At 74.2% G+C, this 15,311-nt stretch carries 21 protein-coding genes; 8 read left to right on the top strand and 13 right to left on the bottom strand.

Translation table 11 applies throughout. The features are described 5' to 3' along the window. The first annotated feature begins 53 nt into the window (after window positions 1–53). Window positions 54–722, top strand: a complete 669-nt coding sequence (locus tag Nocox_RS27945) for an endonuclease V (protein ID WP_020547210.1) — start codon at window positions 54–56, stop codon at window positions 720–722. Window positions 723–744: 22 nt separating this feature from the next. On the opposite strand, the gene Nocox_RS27950 is transcribed toward Nocox_RS27945, so the two are convergent. Beyond that, the gene (locus Nocox_RS27950) at window positions 745–1,122 is read right to left on the bottom strand and encodes a hypothetical protein (RefSeq protein WP_020547211.1); all 378 of its coding nucleotides are present in this window, start codon (window positions 1,120–1,122) and stop codon (window positions 745–747) included. A gap of 30 nt (window positions 1,123–1,152) precedes the next feature. On the opposite strand from Nocox_RS27950, the gene Nocox_RS27955 reads away from it, so the two are divergent. From Nocox_RS27955 to Nocox_RS27975, 5 genes are all read left to right on the top strand, one after another. Next, on the top strand, window positions 1,153–1,305 hold the full coding sequence (locus Nocox_RS27955; protein ID WP_020547212.1) for a hypothetical protein: 153 nt from the start codon (window positions 1,153–1,155) through the stop codon (window positions 1,303–1,305). An 87-nt stretch (window positions 1,306–1,392) separates the two neighbouring features. After that, window positions 1,393–1,602, top strand: coding sequence for a hypothetical protein (locus Nocox_RS27960; protein WP_020547213.1), 210 nt, complete (start codon window positions 1,393–1,395; stop codon window positions 1,600–1,602). Window positions 1,603–1,675: 73 nt separating this feature from the next. Continuing rightward, window positions 1,676–1,825: a hypothetical protein gene (locus Nocox_RS27965; RefSeq protein WP_020547214.1), complete on the top strand. Its 150-nt coding sequence runs from the start codon at window positions 1,676–1,678 to the stop codon at window positions 1,823–1,825. Between the two features lie 5 nt (window positions 1,826–1,830). Then, window positions 1,831–2,448: a TIGR00645 family protein gene (locus Nocox_RS27970; RefSeq protein WP_051112782.1), complete on the top strand. Its 618-nt coding sequence runs from the start codon at window positions 1,831–1,833 to the stop codon at window positions 2,446–2,448. Between the two features lie 38 nt (window positions 2,449–2,486). Then, the gene (locus Nocox_RS27975) at window positions 2,487–2,747 is read left to right on the top strand and encodes a hypothetical protein (protein ID WP_157383462.1); all 261 of its coding nucleotides are present in this window, start codon (window positions 2,487–2,489) and stop codon (window positions 2,745–2,747) included. Window positions 2,748–2,860: 113 nt separating this feature from the next. Here the strand turns inward: Nocox_RS27975 and Nocox_RS27980 are convergent, their stop codons facing one another. Together Nocox_RS27980 and Nocox_RS27985 are read right to left on the bottom strand one after the other, a co-directional pair. After that, the gene (locus tag Nocox_RS27980) at window positions 2,861–3,655 is read right to left on the bottom strand and encodes an HAD family hydrolase (RefSeq protein WP_020547217.1); all 795 of its coding nucleotides are present in this window, start codon (window positions 3,653–3,655) and stop codon (window positions 2,861–2,863) included. A gap of 54 nt (window positions 3,656–3,709) precedes the next feature. Continuing rightward, complete coding sequence (locus Nocox_RS27985; RefSeq protein WP_020547218.1) at window positions 3,710–4,186, bottom strand: DUF2283 domain-containing protein; 477 nt, start codon at window positions 4,184–4,186, stop codon at window positions 3,710–3,712. A gap of 121 nt (window positions 4,187–4,307) precedes the next feature. Here Nocox_RS27985 and pyrF point away from each other — a divergent pair, with 121 nt between their 5' ends. Together pyrF and Nocox_RS27995 are read left to right on the top strand one after the other, a co-directional pair. Then, complete coding sequence (gene pyrF / locus Nocox_RS27990) at window positions 4,308–5,132, top strand: orotidine-5'-phosphate decarboxylase (RefSeq protein ID WP_020547219.1); 825 nt, start codon at window positions 4,308–4,310, stop codon at window positions 5,130–5,132. Continuing rightward, complete coding sequence (locus Nocox_RS27995; protein ID WP_020547220.1) at window positions 5,129–5,560, top strand: SRPBCC family protein; 432 nt, start codon at window positions 5,129–5,131, stop codon at window positions 5,558–5,560. Before pyrF ends, Nocox_RS27995 begins: the two co-directional genes overlap by 4 nt. Before the next feature lie 35 nt (window positions 5,561–5,595). Here Nocox_RS27995 and Nocox_RS28000 read toward each other — a convergent pair whose 3' ends face one another. From Nocox_RS28000 to Nocox_RS28045, 10 genes are read right to left on the bottom strand one after another with little or no spacing between them, the layout of a single operon-like run. Then, complete coding sequence (locus Nocox_RS28000; protein ID WP_020547221.1) at window positions 5,596–5,808, bottom strand: hypothetical protein; 213 nt, start codon at window positions 5,806–5,808, stop codon at window positions 5,596–5,598. Window positions 5,809–5,859: 51 nt separating this feature from the next. Further along, on the bottom strand, window positions 5,860–6,744 hold the full coding sequence (gene rbsK, locus Nocox_RS28005; protein ID WP_020547222.1) for a ribokinase: 885 nt from the start codon (window positions 6,742–6,744) through the stop codon (window positions 5,860–5,862). Further along, complete coding sequence (locus Nocox_RS28010) at window positions 6,741–8,078, bottom strand: ADP-ribosylglycohydrolase family protein (RefSeq protein WP_020547223.1); 1,338 nt, start codon at window positions 8,076–8,078, stop codon at window positions 6,741–6,743. Before Nocox_RS28010 ends, rbsK begins: the two co-directional genes overlap by 4 nt. Beyond that, complete coding sequence (locus tag Nocox_RS28015) at window positions 8,075–9,214, bottom strand: ADP-ribosylglycohydrolase family protein (RefSeq protein WP_020547224.1); 1,140 nt, start codon at window positions 9,212–9,214, stop codon at window positions 8,075–8,077. The genes Nocox_RS28010 and Nocox_RS28015 overlap by 4 nt, the downstream gene beginning before the upstream one ends. Next, entirely contained in the window at window positions 9,211–10,176 is a 966-nt protein-coding gene (locus Nocox_RS28020) for an ADP-ribosylglycohydrolase family protein (RefSeq protein WP_026215171.1), read from the bottom strand. The genes Nocox_RS28015 and Nocox_RS28020 overlap by 4 nt, the downstream gene beginning before the upstream one ends. 5 nt (window positions 10,177–10,181) lie before the next feature. Next, on the bottom strand, window positions 10,182–11,168 hold the full coding sequence (locus tag Nocox_RS28025; protein WP_020547226.1) for an ADP-ribosylglycohydrolase family protein: 987 nt from the start codon (window positions 11,166–11,168) through the stop codon (window positions 10,182–10,184). Next, window positions 11,165–12,478 carry an ABC transporter substrate-binding protein gene (locus tag Nocox_RS28030; protein ID WP_020547227.1) on the bottom strand — a complete coding sequence of 438 codons (1,314 nt, stop codon included), beginning with the start codon at window positions 12,476–12,478 and terminating at the stop codon, window positions 11,165–11,167. The genes Nocox_RS28025 and Nocox_RS28030 overlap by 4 nt, the downstream gene beginning before the upstream one ends. 9 nt (window positions 12,479–12,487) lie before the next feature. Next, the gene (locus tag Nocox_RS28035) at window positions 12,488–13,306 is read right to left on the bottom strand and encodes a carbohydrate ABC transporter permease (protein WP_020547228.1); all 819 of its coding nucleotides are present in this window, start codon (window positions 13,304–13,306) and stop codon (window positions 12,488–12,490) included. Then, window positions 13,303–14,217, bottom strand: coding sequence for a carbohydrate ABC transporter permease (locus Nocox_RS28040; protein WP_020547229.1), 915 nt, complete (start codon window positions 14,215–14,217; stop codon window positions 13,303–13,305). Before Nocox_RS28040 ends, Nocox_RS28035 begins: the two co-directional genes overlap by 4 nt. After that, the gene (locus tag Nocox_RS28045; RefSeq protein ID WP_020547230.1) at window positions 14,214–15,245 is read right to left on the bottom strand and encodes a LacI family DNA-binding transcriptional regulator; all 1,032 of its coding nucleotides are present in this window, start codon (window positions 15,243–15,245) and stop codon (window positions 14,214–14,216) included. Before Nocox_RS28045 ends, Nocox_RS28040 begins: the two co-directional genes overlap by 4 nt. Window positions 15,246–15,311 lie beyond the last annotated feature (66 nt).

Consider the following 15,311-nt stretch of genomic DNA (forward strand, 5'->3'; position numbering starts at 1 on the left):
CAGGAACGTCCGCCGGGCGCCGTCGTCCAGGTCCAGGGCGTACGCTGTGCCGGATGCGAGTACAGCGGCTTCATCCGTGGCCGGCCACGGCCGAGGAGGCGGAGGCCATCCAGGACCGGCTCCGCCCGCGCGTCGAACTGTCCGGGCCCACCTCCTTCGGCCTGGTGGCGGGCCTGGACGTGCACTACCACGGGGCCGGCGGCGGCGATGACGCGCTGACGGCCGCCGTGGCCGTCCTGGATCCCGGCACGCTCGCCGTGGCCGAGCAGGTGGTGGTGCGCGGGAAGGCGGCGTTCCCGTACGTGCCGGGGCTGTTCGCCTTCCGCGAGCTGCCCGCGCTCGTCGAGGCCCTCGAACGGCTCACCGTCACGCCCGACCTGCTGGTGTGCGACGGGTACGGCCTGGCGCACCCGCGCGGGTTCGGGCTGGCGTGTCATCTCGGCGTGCTGACCGGGCTGCCCGCCCTGGGGGTGGGCAAGACGCCCTTCGTCGGGACGCACGAGCCGCCGGGGCCGGAGCGGGGGGACTGGACGCCGATCACGCACGGCGGCGCCGTGGTGGGCCGCGCCCTGCGCACGCGACCGGGCGTCAAGCCGGTGTACGTCTCCCAGGGACACCGCGTCTCCCTGGACACCGTCACCGCCGAGGTCCTGCGCCTGACCCCCCGCTACCGCCTCCCCGAGCCGATCCGCCACGCCGACCACCTCGCCCGCCTCTCCTGACCTCGCGCGGGTCCTCCCGCGCTCAGCGGCGCCAGGCGGCGACCATCAGCCACACGCTGAGGCCGAGCAGCGTCATCCCGAGCGGCACGTGCACGGCCACGGCCCCCGTCCCGCCGAGCATCGACTGCACCATCCCGAGCAGCAGGATCCCCAGCGACACCAGGGCCGGCCAGCCCGCCCCGCGCCCCGGCCGCCACAGCAGCACGGCGGAGACGAGCAGGGCGAGCCCCAGCACGTGCACGGCCCCTGCCCCCGAGGCGTGCATCCCCGCTCCGGCCCCGCTCATGAGCTGCCCGGCCGTCACCCCCTGCGCCAGCACGGCCAGCGCGTTCAGCACCGTCACGGCCCGGAACGCGGTCACGTAGCCGCTGCTCCTCACGGCCGCCTGCGTGGTCACCACGGGCACTCTCCTTCGACGTCTCCCGCGAACATGACCACCAGGATCGTGCCGGGCGGGCGGCCCGGGCATCCGCCGCGGGTCGTGGTCACCACTACGCCCCAGGGCGTACGCCGCGGGAGGGCCTTCGCGCACGCCGACAAGGTCATGGAGGCCCAGGACCGCTGGACCGACCCGCTGTCCTGAACTTCCCGTCTCCTTTCCGTTAGCGAGCCACTACTCTAGGTAACTAAAGGTCGACCGATCGTTACCGAGAGTTACCCAGGAGGTTCCATGCTCCCCAGCCCCCGCAGAGCCGTCGCGGCCGCGATCATCGCCGGTGGCCTCGGCCTGCTCGCCGCGCCGGCCGCCCAGGCGGTCGTCGATCCCTTCGCCGTGAGCGCCTGCCTCACCGGCGCCACGGCCGACGTCGCCACCCTCGTCGACCCGGCCGCGCCCGGCGTCCCCGCCGAGGTGCCCGCCGTGTCCTGCCTCCAGCCCTGACCGACCCTCACTCCCCCTCCCCCCTCCGCCCCCTCCCGGCCACCACGCAGACGAGCAGCAGCAAGGAGATCCGTTGAAGGCCAGATCCCTGACTTTCGTCGCCGCCTTCGCGCTGGCCACGGCCATCGCACCTCCCGTCCTCCTCGACCACCTCGGCCAGGGCTCCCCTCCCCTGGTCGACGTCGAGGCGTGGGTCCAGCACGTCAACGTCCTGACGTCGTAGTGGGCATGGCTCAACTGTCCGTGGCGCCCTCGCAGGGGGCGCCACGGTCGGTGCTCACCCGGGTCGGCTACGTGATGTTCCTCAGCCGCTGGATCCAGGTGCCGCTCTACCTCGGGCTGATCGTCGCCCAGATCGTGTACGTGTGGCGCTTCATGGTGGAGCTCGCCCACCTGGTCCACCTCGGGTTCGGCGGCTCGCCGCCGGAAACCGTGATCATGCTCATCGTCCTCGGGCTGGTGGACGTGGTGATGATCTCCAATCTGCTGATCATGGTGATCGTGGGCGGTTACGAGACGTTCGTCTCCCGGCTGCGCATCGAGGGCCACCCCGACCAGCCGCAGTGGCTCTCGCACGTCAACGCCAACGTGCTCAAGGTCAAGCTGGCGATGGCGATCATCGGCATCTCCGGCATCCACCTCCTGCAGATCTTCATCAACGCCGGCCTACCGGCCATCACCGACAGGGAGTTGCTGTGGAAGACCCTCATACACCTGACCTTCGTGGTCTCGGCCGTGGCGCTCGCCCTGATCGACCGGGTCATGCATTCGGGGCGCTCGCAGCCCGACCGCGGCGACCAGGGCGGGCGGCCCGCCGAACGTCCCCAGGAGCGGCTGATCGCCTGACATCCGGGCCTGTGGGCGGGCAGGCGCCCGGGACCGGGTTGATCGGCGGATCCCGGGCCGGGCTCGTCCGTGGGCTGCTCGGCGGGGCCGGGGCGCTGGTGCAGCTCTGGCCCGGGGCGGCGCAGGCCGGCACGGGCCGCCCGGGTCCGCCGCCCCTGGTCGGCGACGTCACCGTCTTCAACGACGAGATCGTCGAGCCCGTGTCGGTGCCGGTGAGCACGTGCGGCGGCGTCTCGCTGTTCGCGCAGGCGCCCTCCGGCTGCAAGGACACCTCCCGCGTCTCCGACGACGACGCCTGACCCCCGCCCGGCCCCCGCCTGACCCCCCGTCCCACCGGACCATCCCCTGGGCCGGGCCCGCCCGACACCCCGCGGGCGGGCCCGGCCGTTCCGCACGCCCGGCGCCGCGCGGCTCAGGCGTACAGGCGTTCCAGCACCGCGGCGACGCCGTGCTCGTCGTTCGAGAGGGTGCGGCGCGGCACCGACGCGAGCACCGTCCGATGCGCGTTGGCCATCGCGTACCCCAGCCCCGCGTACGTCAGGACCGCCAGGTCGTTCGGCATGTCACCGAAGGCCACCACCTCGCTCGCCGGCACGCCCCGCGCCCGGCAGAGCCGGTCCAGCGCGGCGGCCTTGGTCACCCCCGGCGCGCTGATCTCGACGAGCCCGCCGTCGCCCGACTGCGTGATCTCGGCCAGACCCTTCATGGCCGCCAGCACGGCGGCGATCATCTCGTCGGCGGTGTGCGCCGGCGAGTGGGCGAGCAGCTTGACGATGGGCTCCGCCTCCTCCATGACCGAGACGACCTCACGGTGGAACGCCAGGTCCTCGGGGACGCGCCGGGTGTAGCCGGCCTCGGCCAGCACCCCGCGGCCCGTCTCGACGGCCAGCCCGACGCCCGGCAGGGCCTCGGCCAGGGCGCGCGCGGCCCGGCGGGCGGCGCCGGGGTCGAGCGGCAGGCTCTCGATGATCTCGTCGGTGTCCAGGTCGTAGACGACGGCCCCGTTGCTGCAGATCGCGGTGCCCGTCACGCCCGCCTGCTCGGCGATCGGGCGCACGCCTCGCGGCGGCCTGGCGGTGACGAGGACGATCTCGGCGCCGGCCGCGCGGGCCAGCCGGAGCGCGTCCCTGGTGCGGGGCGAGACGGCGCGCTCGGAGGTCAGCAGGGTGCCGTCGAGATCGGTGGCGACGATGCGGGGAGGAGTCACGGACGTAAGGTACGCGAGAGCCGCCCCCGGCGGGCCTCGCCGGACTGCCAGGTCTCACATGCGCATCTCCGACGGAAGCCTGGCGGTCGCGTTCATCAGCTCCACGCCGATCAGCCGCCCCTTGTCGCCGTAGTCGAGCACGGCGTCCTCGGCCACCACCTGGCGGGTGGCCTCGCCCGGCGAGATCTCGTGTTTCATCGCGATGTAGGCGACGTCGTGCTTCTTGTCCCAGGTGACCCAGACGGTCTGCGCGCGGGGCCCCGGCGACGCCTCCTCCCAGCTCAGCAGCCCTTCCCTGGCCTCGTGCGAGCCGGTGACCGCGGCCCGCACCATCGCGAGCGCCAGCTCGGCCGCGCCCAGCGAGTCGGGCCCCGTGACCTTCCTCTCGTGTTCCCACCCGTCGAGCCCGTCGATGCGGTAGGGGCACGACCACTCCCCCGTCGGCTCCTCGTACGGCATGCCGACCGTGACGACCACGTCACGGGGCGGATCGCTGCGCAGCGCCAGCACCCGGTGGGCGATCTCGTACATGCTTGCTGCCTTACCCCTGCCGCCGCCCCCGGAAGACAGGTGAACGGGAACGGTCGGTCTCCTGTTCACCCGGACGGCCCGTCCCGTAGGGTCGCCGCATAACCGTGCGAAGGGGTTCACCATGAACGAGTCGTTCGGGGCACGCCTGCGAGCCAGGCTCGACGCGTGCGGGCCGCTGTGCGTCGGCATCGATCCGGGCCCGGCCCTGCTGGACGCCTGGGGGCTGGACGACTCGCCGTCCGGGCTCGAACGCTTCAGCAGGACGGTCGTCGAGACCGTGGCGGAGGTGGCGGCCGTCGTCAAGCCGCAGTCGGCGTTCTTCGAGCGGTGGGGCAGCCGGGGCGTCGCCGTCCTGGAACGCACCATCGCCGACCTGCGCGAGGCGGGCACGCTCGTGCTGCTGGACGTCAAGCGGGGCGACATCGGCAGCACGATGACCGCCTACGCCGAGGCGTACCTCGACCGGGGCAGCCCGCTCGCCGCCGACGCCGTGACGCTGAGCCCCTACCTCGGGTTCGGCTCGCTGACCGGCGCGATCGCCTCGGCGGTGGCCAACGACGCGGGCGTGTTCGTGCTGGCCAGGACCTCCAACCCGGAGTCCGCGGAGCTGCAGCGGCTGGTGGCCGGGCAGGTCCTCGCGGGCGCGGCGGCGGCGAACGCCGGGGCCACGCCGTTCGGGCCTGTGGGGGTGGTCATGGGCGCCACGCTGCGCGAGGTGGACCTTCCGCTGACCGAGCTCAACGGGCCCATCCTGGTTCCGGGGGTGGGCGCGCAGGGCGGGACGCCGGCCGACGTGGCGCGGCTGTTCGCCCCGGTGCGGCACGCCGTCCTGCCGTCGGTCTCGCGGGCGGTGCTGGCCGACCCGAAGCGGCTGCGCGGCCGGGTCCTGCAGTACCGGGACGAGTGCGCGGCCCACCTGACGCCCGAGGCGGCGGGCAGGAGATGACCTTCCGCACCCGCGTCGCCGTGGACGCCCCCGCCGAGCTGGTGTGGCGGACGATGTCCGACGTGACCCGCTGGCCGGAGTTCACGCCGACGATGACGAGCGTGCGCCTGCTGGACGACGAGCCGTTCGGCGCCGGCAGCCGGGTGCGCGTGGAGCAGCCCGGCCTGCCGGCACTCGACTGGATGGTGACGGCGCTCACCCCGGGCCGTTCCTTCGTCTGGGAGACGGTGGCCGCGGGCGTGACGATCGCGGCGGGGCACGTCGTGGAGGCGGCCGGGCGCGGCGGGGCCGCCGTGGAGCTGTCGATCACCCGCAGGGGGCTGCTGGCGCCGGTCCTCGCCCTGCTGACCGGCGCCCGCACCCGCCGCTACGTGCGTACGGAGGCGCTCAGCCTGAAGCGCCGCTGCGAACGGGAGCCTCCGGGCTGACCCCGCCCCCGGCGCGAGGGGCCCCGCGGGCGAGGTCAGCCGGTGGGGCCGATGTCGGGCCGGGTGACGTTCTCCTCGTTCTCCTCAGGCTCCTCGTACGGATGCGGCGGGTCGAGGTCCTGAGGCATGTCGGCGGAGACCGGACGGCGGTTGCGCCGGTTGACGCAGCCGGACCGTTCGGCCACCACGTCGCTCTCCCCGTCCACGCCGCCGACGGCTTCCGGCAGCTCATAGGGAATCTCGCTCATGTCCTTCCTCTGCCCTCGTTTCGCCTGGTCACCGCCCGCGGCGGCGCGCCGTCAGGCCAGGAAGTCCTCGATCTCGCGCCGGTGCGGCATCGAGGTGCTGGCGCCCTCGCGCAGCACCGACAGCGCCGCCGCCGCGGTGGCGAAGCGGAGGGCGCCGGCCATGGGCCGGCCTTCGGCGCGGGCCACGGCCAGCGCCCCCACGAACGTGTCCCCGGCCGCCGTGGTGTCCACGGCCTTGACCTCGGCGGCCGGCACCCGCAGCCGCTCCCCGGAGCGCGACCCGTAGAGCGCGCCCGCGGCGCCGAGCGTGATGACGGCCTCCTCGACCCGCTCCAGCAGGGCGTCGAGGGCGGCGTCCGGGCCGGTGGCGCCGGTGATGGCGGCGGCCTCGTGCTCGTTCGGGACGATCATCGTGACCGCGTCGAGCAGCGCGCCGGGCAGCGGCTGCGCGGGCGCGGGCGTGAGGATGACCGGGACGCCGGCGGCCCGCCCGGCCTCGGCGGCGGCCACGACGGCGGGCATCGGCAGTTCGAGCTGGAGCAGCAGCGCCCGCGACCCGGCGATGGCCGCCAGGTCGGCCTCGGAGGGGCCGGTGACGGTGCCGTTCGCGCCCGGGACGACGATGATGGAGTTGCCTCCGTCGTCGTCCACGACGATGTGCGCGATGCCGCTCGGCCCTGGCACCTCGCGCAGGCCGCGCACGTCCACCCCGGCGGCGGCCAGCGCGGCGCGCAGCTCGGTGCCGAACCCGTCGTCGCCGACCGCGCCGAGGAAGGCCACCTCCGCCCCCGCCCGGGCGGCCGCGACGGCCTGGTTGGCCCCCTTGCCGCCGGGCACGGTGCGGAAGCGGTGCCCGGTGACCGTCTCGCCGCGGGCCGGCGCCCGGTCGACGTAGGCGACCAGGTCCATGTTGGCGCTGCCGAAAACCGCGATCATGTCCGCATCATCTCCTGAGTACGCCGGGCCAGCTCGCCGAGGCTCACGCCGTCGAACCCGGTCAGGCTGCTGGCCAGGCTGTCGCGGAGGCGCCACCGCTCGGGCACCTCCCCGGCGAGCGCGCCGCAGACCGAGCCGGCGGTCGCGCCCGCCGAGTCGGTGTCCCAGCCGCCGGCGACGGCTCCGGCGATCGTGGCGGTGAAGTCGCCCCGCCCGTGGACGAGGGTCGCGGCGACGAGGGCCGCGTTGTGGATGGTGTGCACCCAGTGGAGGGCGCCGTGCCGCTCGTGCAGCCGGTCCACGACGCGTTCGAAGTCCGGCTCGCGGGCGGCGTCGGCGACGGCCTCCCTGACGGCGCGGTGCAGGCGCGAGCCCGGCGGCACCACGGACAGCCCGGCCTCGACGACCTCCTCCGGCGTGCCGGCGGTCAGCGAGGCCGCGCACATCGCGGCGGCGAACATCGCCCCGTAGATCCCGTTCGCGGTGTGGGTGAGGCGGGCGTCGCGCCAGGCGTACGCGGCGGCCGTGGCCGGATCGCCCGGGTTGACCCAGCCGTAGACGTCCGTCCTGATGAACGCGCCGATCCACTCGCGGAACGGGTTGCGCCGGGTCGCCGTCTCCGGCGGCTCGACGCCGTCCAGCAGGTTGCGGTACGCCACCCGCTCGGCCGTGAACGTCCGCCCGGCCGGCAGCTCGTCCAGCCACAGCCGGGCCACGTCCTCGGTGGTGAAGCCGCGTCCGTGGCGCTCCAGCACGGTCAGCGCGAGCAGCGGGTAGTTGAGGTCGTCGTCCTCGGGGACGCCGTCGACGTTCTCGGCGAGGGAGTTGACGGCGCTGCGGCGGTTCCACGGCCAGCGGCGCGCCACGTCGTCCGGCAGGCCGCGGGCGGTGAACCAGCCGCGGATCGGCCAGTTGCCGGTGGCCTCGGCGATCTCCCTGATGCCCGCGCGCGGGATCTTCTCCACGGGCTTGCCGAGCACGCATCCGGCCGCCCGGCCCTGCCAGGCGGCCAGCACCCGGCGCGGGTCGGCCGTGCCGCCCGGCCGGGCGGCGGGCCAGGCGGGGCAGGCGGCGGCGATGTCCGCCAGCTCCGACGGCTCCTCCAGCGGCGACGGGAGAGCTTCCAGCTCGTCCAGCAGCTCCTCGGCCAGGCCGCGCAGCCGCGCCGCGCCCGCCTCGGACGCGCCGGCGCGCGGCGGGGCGTCGTGCCCGCCCGCCGCGTGCCAGCGCTCGGCGACCGCGCGCACCCTGGCGGGGTCGCGGCCGTCCTCGGCGGCCTGGCGCAGCTCGTGCCCGACCAGGTCCTCCGGCTGGACCCAGGTGAGACGGATCACGGGCGGTCCAGCTCGGCGAAGGCGGCCTCGGCGGCCCGCCGCCGCTCCTGGTCGCCGGCCCGCACCCGGCGCGCGACCGCCGCGATGGCCCGGCCGGGGGCCACCAGGTCCGTACGGCTCGCCGCCCCCACCTGCTCCACCCACTCCGCCGGCACCGCTGCGAGCCCGCCGAGCGCGCCCGCGATGGCGCCGCCCATGGAGGCGATGGAGTCGGCGTCGCGCCCGTAGTTGACGCCGCCCAGCACGGTGTCGCGGTAGTCGCCCTTGGCGATCACCAGCATGCCGAGCGCCAGCGGCAGCTCCTCGATGCTGTGCACGCGGCTCGGCCGCCGCGCGCCGAGGCCCTGGTCGCGGTAGGTGTCGGCGACCGTGTCGTAGGGGCGTACGGCGGCCCGCAGCGTCTCGAACGAGCCCTCCCAGTGCCCGAGCCCGGCGGCGGCCTCGCAGACCGCCTCGATGGCGGCCCTGGTGCCGTCCTTGGCCAGGCGCAGGCAGGCGGACACGACGGAGTCGGCGGTGGCGCCCGGCCGCATGGCCTCGGCCACGGCGGCGGCCATGACGCCCGCGGCCTCCCGGCCGTAGCTGGACTGGTGGGCGCCGGTCAGGTCGATCGCCTCGGCGTAGGCGGCGTCGGGGTCGGCGGCGTTGACGATGCCGACGGGGGCGACGTACATGGCGGCGCCGCAGTTGACGATGTTGCCGACGCCGGCCTCGCGCGGGTCGGCGTGGCCGTAGTGCAGCCGGGCCACGATCCACTTCTCGGCCAGGAAGATCCGCTGCAGCGGCAGCGCCTCGGCCTCCAGCTCGGGGATCCAGCGCCGCTCGCTCATCAGCTCGGGCACCAGGTGCTCAGCCATCGCGTACGCGTCGAGGTGCCGGCCGGCCTTCTCGTAGACGCGGATGAGCGCGTGCGTCATGAGGGTGTCGTCGGTGATGTGGCCGTCGCCCTTGTGGTACGGCGCGATCGGGCGGGCGTTGCGCCAGTCCTCGTTGTACGGCGGCACGATCCCCTCGACGCGCCCGCCGTAGCGCTCGACGATCTGCTCGGGGGTCCAGCCCTCGGTGGCGCCGCCCAGCGCGTCGCCGACCGCCGCCCCCGCCACGCAGCCGGTCGCCCTGTCCTCAAGCGGCGTCATGCGAGTCCTTTCGTCAGTTCGATCAGATCCTGGCCGGCCAGTTCCGGCAGGCAACAGCCTGCCAGCGTCCGGGCCGAGGCGGTCCACCCCTCCGGGATCGCCTCCAAGCCGCCGGAGGCCCCCGTGAGCGCGCCGGTCAGCGCCGGCGCCGAGTCGGCCAGCGCGGCCAGGCACGCCGCCGCGGGCACGGCCCTGGTCAGGTCGCCTCCGGAGGCCGCGGCCAGCGCCAGCGCCGCGGGCACCGTCTGGGCGGCGCCCACGCCGTAGCTGTAGACGTGGTCGAGCAGCGCCGCGTCGAGGGCGGGCACGGCGGCGAACGCGTCGCCGGCCCGTTCGGCGGCGCTCAGCGCGAGGCGGGCGTTGTGCCCGATCGCGGTGCCGGCGGGCAGCAGGTCCAGCGCCGCCTCCACCGCCCGCGTCACGTCGCCGGTGGCCACGGCCGTGGTCACGGCGGCGGCCATGGCCCGCGCGCCGAGCACGCCGTCGCCGGCGTTGGTGACCTGGGCGTCGTCCGACGGGTCCCTCCCCAGGACCCCGAACGCGACGGCGCGGACCGCGGCGGCGTCGTCGAAGTGGTGCGGGTTGTCGTGCCCTGACGCGGGCGGCTCGACGCCCCTGTCCAGGTTGTCGAGCGCGGTCCGCACCGAGACGCGCGCCCGCAGGTCCTGGCCGATCAGCTCGCGGAAGGCCGCCGCGCGCGGCCGGTCGGCGGTCAGCAGCGTCCAGGCGAGCCATTCGGCGTCGTCGGATGGGCCGGCGGCCAGCGGCGCGGTCGGCTGGTTGAGCGCGAACGGCACCGGCAGCGTCGTGACCCGGTGCTCCTCGGCGAAGGCGTCCAGCTCCCGATGGAGCCGCCTGCTCCAGGGCGCGTGCAGGGCCGCGCGGTGCCGGCTCGCGGGCCAGCCCGCGGCGTCACCGACGGCGAGCCCGGCGACGGCTCCTCTGATCCTGTCCCCCGGCATCCGCGTCACCGTCCTCTCACGGGCTCGCCGGTCACCATGCCGGCGAGTTCGTCGGCGGTCGTGAGCACGTGCCGTCCCGCCACGACGGGAAGGCACTTGCCGGTCACCGGCCCGATCCTGGCCGCCCAGCGGGCGGGCACGCCGCGCTCGCCCTGCCGCGCGCCGCTGACGGCCCCGGCGATGGCCCCGATGGTGTCGGCGTCCCGCCCGAGGCTCACCCCGAACGTCACCGCCGGCTCCACCTCGCCGCCGCCGGCCAGGAAGGCGGCCAGCGCGAGCGCGACGGCCTCCGGGGCGAGGTCGGTCCACGGGTAGTGCCGGACGACGACGGCCTCGTGCAGCGCCTCGACGAGCTCGTCCGGCGCCGCCTCGCCGAGGACGGCGCGGGCGCGGCGGATGTTCCTGGAGGTCCAGGAGTCGGCGGGGATCACCGCCAGGGCGGCGTCCACGACGTCCTCGGGCCCGGCGCCGGACATCGCGGCGGCCACGGCCCCCGCGACCGCGCGACCGCCGAGTATGCCCTCGCCCGACCCGCTCACCAGGCCGTCCTGCTCCACGAGCCTGGCCGCCTCCGCCGGGTCTCCCGGGCAGAAGATCCCGTACGGGGCGGCGCGCATGGCCAGCCCGTCGGACCAGCCGTGGGAGTGGACCAGCCCGGTGAGCGGCGGCTCCAGCCCGCGTCGAAGCGCTTCGACGGTGCCCAGCTCCGAGAACCCGGCGCCGCGCATCGGCCCGTCCACCCTCGGGATGACCTCGTCCCGGTACGCCCGCGCGACCAGCTCAGGGGTCAGCCCGTGGCCGTGCCGCCCGAGCAGCGAGGCGGCGAAGATGGCGTACTCGGTGTCGTCCGTGCCGCCGCCCTCGATCTCGGTGAGCCGCCCCCACCGCCGCCGGATCTCGGCCGGCGACAGGTTCTCGGCGGGGGCCCCGAGGGCGTCGCCGGCCGCGAGGCCGAGCAGACACCCCCGGGCCCGTTCCCGGTAGGAGGTCACCGCTGGTACCGCTCCAGCACCTTGTTGCCTTCCTCCACGAGCCGCTTGGCCGCGTCGTCGAGGCTGATCTTGCCGGCGAAGTACTCCTGCAGCACCGGCGTGGCGACCTTGGTCTTCCACTCGTCGAACCCGTTCACCTTGAGGAAGGGCGCGACGACGAGGTTCTTGGCGGAGGCGGTGGCGACGTCCCAGCCGTTCTCCTCGGTGGTGATCGCCGGGTCGGAGGCGGCCGCCTGGGACGTCGGCAGCAGCCAGTCGCCCTTGGCGAGCCTGGCCTGGTTGGGGCCGTTGAGGAAGTGGGCGATGAACTTCATCGCCTCCTCGGGGTGCTTGCTGTCCTGGGCGACGGACAGCGTCTGCGAGACCGCGCCCTGCTGGGCGGTGGTGCCCTTCGGGCCGGGCAGGGTGACCCACTCGAAGCCGTCGGGCGCCTGCTCGGCGACCTGCTGGCGCAGGTACACGCCGGCCGGCAGCAGCGCGAACTTGCCCTTGTAGAAGGCGGGCAGCGGGTCGGCGGTGCCCTGGCCGAGCGCGTCGGGGTCGGCGGACTTGTCGGTGTGGAGCTGGTCGTGGATGCGCTGGAGCACCTCGCGCTCCTCGGGGCCGACCTTGACGGTGGTCTTGCCGCCGGCGGTCTGGAAGAACGTGCCGCCGAAGTTCAGCGCCAGGTTGAGCGTCTTGTTGACCGGCGACTTCATGGCCCAGGCGACGCCGTACGTGCCGTCCTTGGTCATCTTCTTGGCGGCCTCGGAGAACTCGTCCCACGTCCACGGCTCGGCGGCGGTGGGGACGCGCACCTTGGCCGCGTCGAGCAGCTTCTTGTTGGCGATGATGACCTGCGACTCCTGGAGGAACGGCACGCCGTAGACGCCCTGGCCGCCCTTGCCGTCGTCGAAGGTGACGGTGTCCCAGGCGGCCTGCGGGATGTCGCCCTTCAGCTCGGCGGGCAGCTTGTCCTTGAGGTCCATCAGGTAGCCGTCGGCGGCGAACCCGGACAGCGCGGGCGAGTCGTTGTGGATGACGTCGGGCGCGGTGCCGCCGGCGAACTGGGTGACGAGCTGGTCGTTGACGTTGTCCCAGCTCCCCTGGACGTAGGTGACCTGGATGTTCGGGTTGGCCTTGTTCCACTCGTCCACGATCTGCTTGTTCGCGGCGACGGATTCCTTCTGCCAGGCGAGGCTCAGGAAATTGATCTTGACCGGCTCGCCGGAGGAGGACGACGACGAGGAGCCGCCGTCGCCGCCTCCGCTGCCGCACGCGCCGGCGAGCGCCACGATGGCGGCCGCCGCCAGAGCGGACCTGATACGCATGTGAGCCTCCTAGCCCTTCACGGCGCCGGCCATCAGGCCGGACTTCAGTCGCCGCTGGATGATTGCGAAGAAGATCAAGCTCGGGATCGTCGCCATGAGCGACGCCGCGGCCAGCGGGCCGAGCCTGGCCACCCCCTCAGGACCGGTGAAGCGCACCAGGGTGAGGGGAAGCGTCATGACGTCGGGGTTCTGCAGGATGACGAGGGCGAACATGAACTCGTTCCACGACGAGATGAACGCGAACAGCAGCGTGGCCACCACGCCCGGCGCGAGCAGCGGCGCGACGACCGAGACGATCGAGCGCAGCCGGGTCGCGCCGTCCACGGCGGCGGCCTCCTCCAGCTCCGGCGGCACCGCCCGGACGTAGCCCTGCAGCATCCACAGCGCGAACGGCAGCGTGAACGTCACGTGCACGACCACCAGGCCGGGCAGCGTGTTCACCAGCTCCAGGTCCCGCAGGATCATGAAGAGCGGGATGATGATCAGGATGAACGGGAACACCTGGCTGACCAGCACCCACCCGATCGCGATCTTGTTGACCAGGCCGCGGTAGCGGGCCATCGCGTAGGCGGCGGGCAGCGAGATCACCACCGTGACGACGCTGGAGGCCAGCGCCACGCCGAGGCTGCGCGCCGCCGCGCCCACGAGGTCCTGCTCGCCGAAGGCGTCGGTGAAGTTGGCCAGCGTCGGCTCGCGCGGGATCCACGTGGGATCGGCCAGCGCCATCTCCTGCGGCGTCTTCAGCGCCGTCGACAGCAGCCAGAGCAGCGGGAAGGCCAGGAAGACGACGTACGCGGCGAGGGCGGCGTACTGCGGCAGGCGTCTCATCGGGTCTCCCTCAACTCGCGCCACAGGTACAGTCCGAGCACCGCGAGCACGACGATCGCCATCGCGAGGCCGAGCATCGAGGCGTACCCGGCGAAGCGGTAGCGGAAGGCCTCCTCGTAGGCGAACAGCATGGGCAGCCGCGTCTGGCCGCCCGGCCCGCCCTGCGTGAGCACGTAGACCAGGCCGAACTGGTTGATGTTCCACACGAAGTCGAGCGAGGTGATCGCCACGATCACCGGGCGGAGCTGCGGCAGCGTGATGTTCCAGAAACGCCGCCAGCGGCTCGCGCCGTCCACCTCGCCGGCCTCGTACAGCTCGCGCGGGATGCCCTGGAGGCCGGCCAGCAGCACGACCGTGGTCTGCGGCATGCCGGTCCAGACGCCGACCACGATGATCGCCGGCAGCGCGAGCGAGAAGTCGGCCAGCCAGTTGACGTCCGTGCCGAGCAGGGCGTTGAGTATGCCGGCGTCCGGGTGGTAGACGAGCTTCCACATCAGGCCGATGACGACCGGGGGCATCGCCCACGGCACCACGGCCAGCACCCGGGCCACGCCCCGGAAGCGCAGGTTCTCGTTGAGCAGCAGCGCCAGGCCGAGCGCGGCCAGGAACTGCAGCGCCGTCACCGAGACGGCCCAGATCGCGCCGATCCTGAAGGAGGACCAGAAGTCCTCGGCGGTGAGCAGCTCGGTCAGGTTCTCCAGGCCGACGAAGCTCGTCTCGTGGTTGCGGGTGTTGCGGGCGTCGGTGAAGGCGAGCGCGATGCCGTACAGCAGCGGGCCCACGCTGAACAGCAGCACCGGCACCAGCGCGGGCAGCATGAGCAGCCACATCTCGCGGGTCTGGCGGGACACGCGCCGGGGCCGCGCGTGCGGCCGGCGCGGCGGAGCGGGCCTCGTCGCGGTGGCGGTCACGCGCCGCTCCCCTCACCGCTGTGCCCCTCGCCGGCCGTGGAGGCGCGCACCGCGAGCCGGGGCGGGACGGTGACCCGCCGGGGCTCGCGCTCGCCGCCGTTCAGCCGCTCCAGCAGCAGCTCGGCGGCGACCCGGCCGCGCTCGGCCGAGCCGAGCGAGACGCTGGTGAGCGAGGGCCAGGAGGCGGCGGCGAGGTCGGTGTCGTCCATGCCGGCCACGGCCACGTCCTCCGGCACCCGGCGGCCCGCGTCACGCAGCACGTCGAGGGCGCCGAGCGCGATGAGGTCGTTGGCGCACATGAGCGCGTCCACGTCGGGGCGGCGGGCCAGCAGCTCGGCGACCGCGCGCCGTCCCTCAGGGCGGTAGAAGTCGCCGATCTGCACCAGGCCCTCGTCGTACGGCAGGCCGACGGCCTCCAGCGCCTCCCGGTAGCCGGCCCCGCGGGCGGCGCCGGGCACGGTGTCGAGCGGGCCGTTGACCATGGCGATGCGGCGGCGGCCGAGCGCGTGGAGGTGGTCGATCGCGAGCCGGACGCCGGTGCGGGAGTCGGCCCGTACGTTGTCCACCGGGGTGCCGTCGGGGACCTGGCCGATGATGACGACCGGGGCGCGGGCGGCGGCCAGCGTCTCCAGGTGGGCGTCGGTGACCCGCAGGGGGCTCATGATGAGGCCGTCCACGTACCGCTCGCCCAGGCTGCGCAGCACGTCGATCTCGTCGGCGGCGACGGCGTCGGTGGAGTGCAGCACGAGCCGGTAGCCCGCGGCCTTCAGCACGGGCTGGATCTCGCGCAGCATCGCCAGGTAGGCGGGGTTGCCGACGTCGGCCATGGCGAAGGCGACCTGGTGGGTGCGGCGGGACTTGAGCGACCTGGCCACGGCGTTGCGCACGTAGCCCAGCTCGTCGGCGGCCGCCATCACCTTGCGCACGGTCTCCTGCCTGGTCGGCAGGCCGTTCAGCACCCGCGAGACGGAGGCGATCGAGACACCGGCGCGCGCGGCGATCGTGTTGATCGTGGGTCCGTCGGCCAAGGCAGTCCTTCCATCGGCGCAAACGTTGACGACCATGCTTCTGTAAACGTTTACGGTGTGGGGGAC

It is taken from the genome of Nonomuraea coxensis DSM 45129, from assembly GCF_019397265.1.
GTDB lineage: Bacteria > Actinomycetota > Actinomycetes > Streptosporangiales > Streptosporangiaceae > Nonomuraea > Nonomuraea coxensis.

Excerpts from the sequence above, each read along its gene's own strand:
- Nocox_RS27945 (WP_020547210.1), top strand. The coding sequence starts at position 54 with ATGCGAGTACAGCGGCTTCATCCGTGGCCGGCCACGGCCGAGGAGGCG.
- Nocox_RS27955 (WP_020547212.1), top strand. The coding sequence starts at position 1,153 with ATGACCACCAGGATCGTGCCGGGCGGGCGGCCCGGGCATCCGCCGCGG.
- Nocox_RS27960 (WP_020547213.1), top strand. The coding sequence starts at position 1,393 with ATGCTCCCCAGCCCCCGCAGAGCCGTCGCGGCCGCGATCATCGCCGGT.
- Nocox_RS27970 (WP_051112782.1), top strand. The coding sequence starts at position 1,831 with ATGGCTCAACTGTCCGTGGCGCCCTCGCAGGGGGCGCCACGGTCGGTG.
- Nocox_RS27985 (WP_020547218.1), bottom strand. The coding sequence starts at position 4,186 with ATGTACGAGATCGCCCACCGGGTGCTGGCGCTGCGCAGCGATCCGCCC.
- pyrF (WP_020547219.1), top strand. The coding sequence starts at position 4,308 with ATGAACGAGTCGTTCGGGGCACGCCTGCGAGCCAGGCTCGACGCGTGC.
- Nocox_RS27995 (WP_020547220.1), top strand. The coding sequence starts at position 5,129 with ATGACCTTCCGCACCCGCGTCGCCGTGGACGCCCCCGCCGAGCTGGTG.
- Nocox_RS28000 (WP_020547221.1), bottom strand. The coding sequence starts at position 5,808 with ATGAGCGAGATTCCCTATGAGCTGCCGGAAGCCGTCGGCGGCGTGGAC.
- rbsK (WP_020547222.1), bottom strand. The coding sequence starts at position 6,744 with ATGATCGCGGTTTTCGGCAGCGCCAACATGGACCTGGTCGCCTACGTC.
- Nocox_RS28015 (WP_020547224.1), bottom strand. The coding sequence starts at position 9,214 with ATGACGCCGCTTGAGGACAGGGCGACCGGCTGCGTGGCGGGGGCGGCG.
- Nocox_RS28020 (WP_026215171.1), bottom strand. The coding sequence starts at position 10,176 with ATGCCGGGGGACAGGATCAGAGGAGCCGTCGCCGGGCTCGCCGTCGGT.
- Nocox_RS28030 (WP_020547227.1), bottom strand. The coding sequence starts at position 12,478 with ATGCGTATCAGGTCCGCTCTGGCGGCGGCCGCCATCGTGGCGCTCGCC.
- Nocox_RS28035 (WP_020547228.1), bottom strand. The coding sequence starts at position 13,306 with ATGAGACGCCTGCCGCAGTACGCCGCCCTCGCCGCGTACGTCGTCTTC.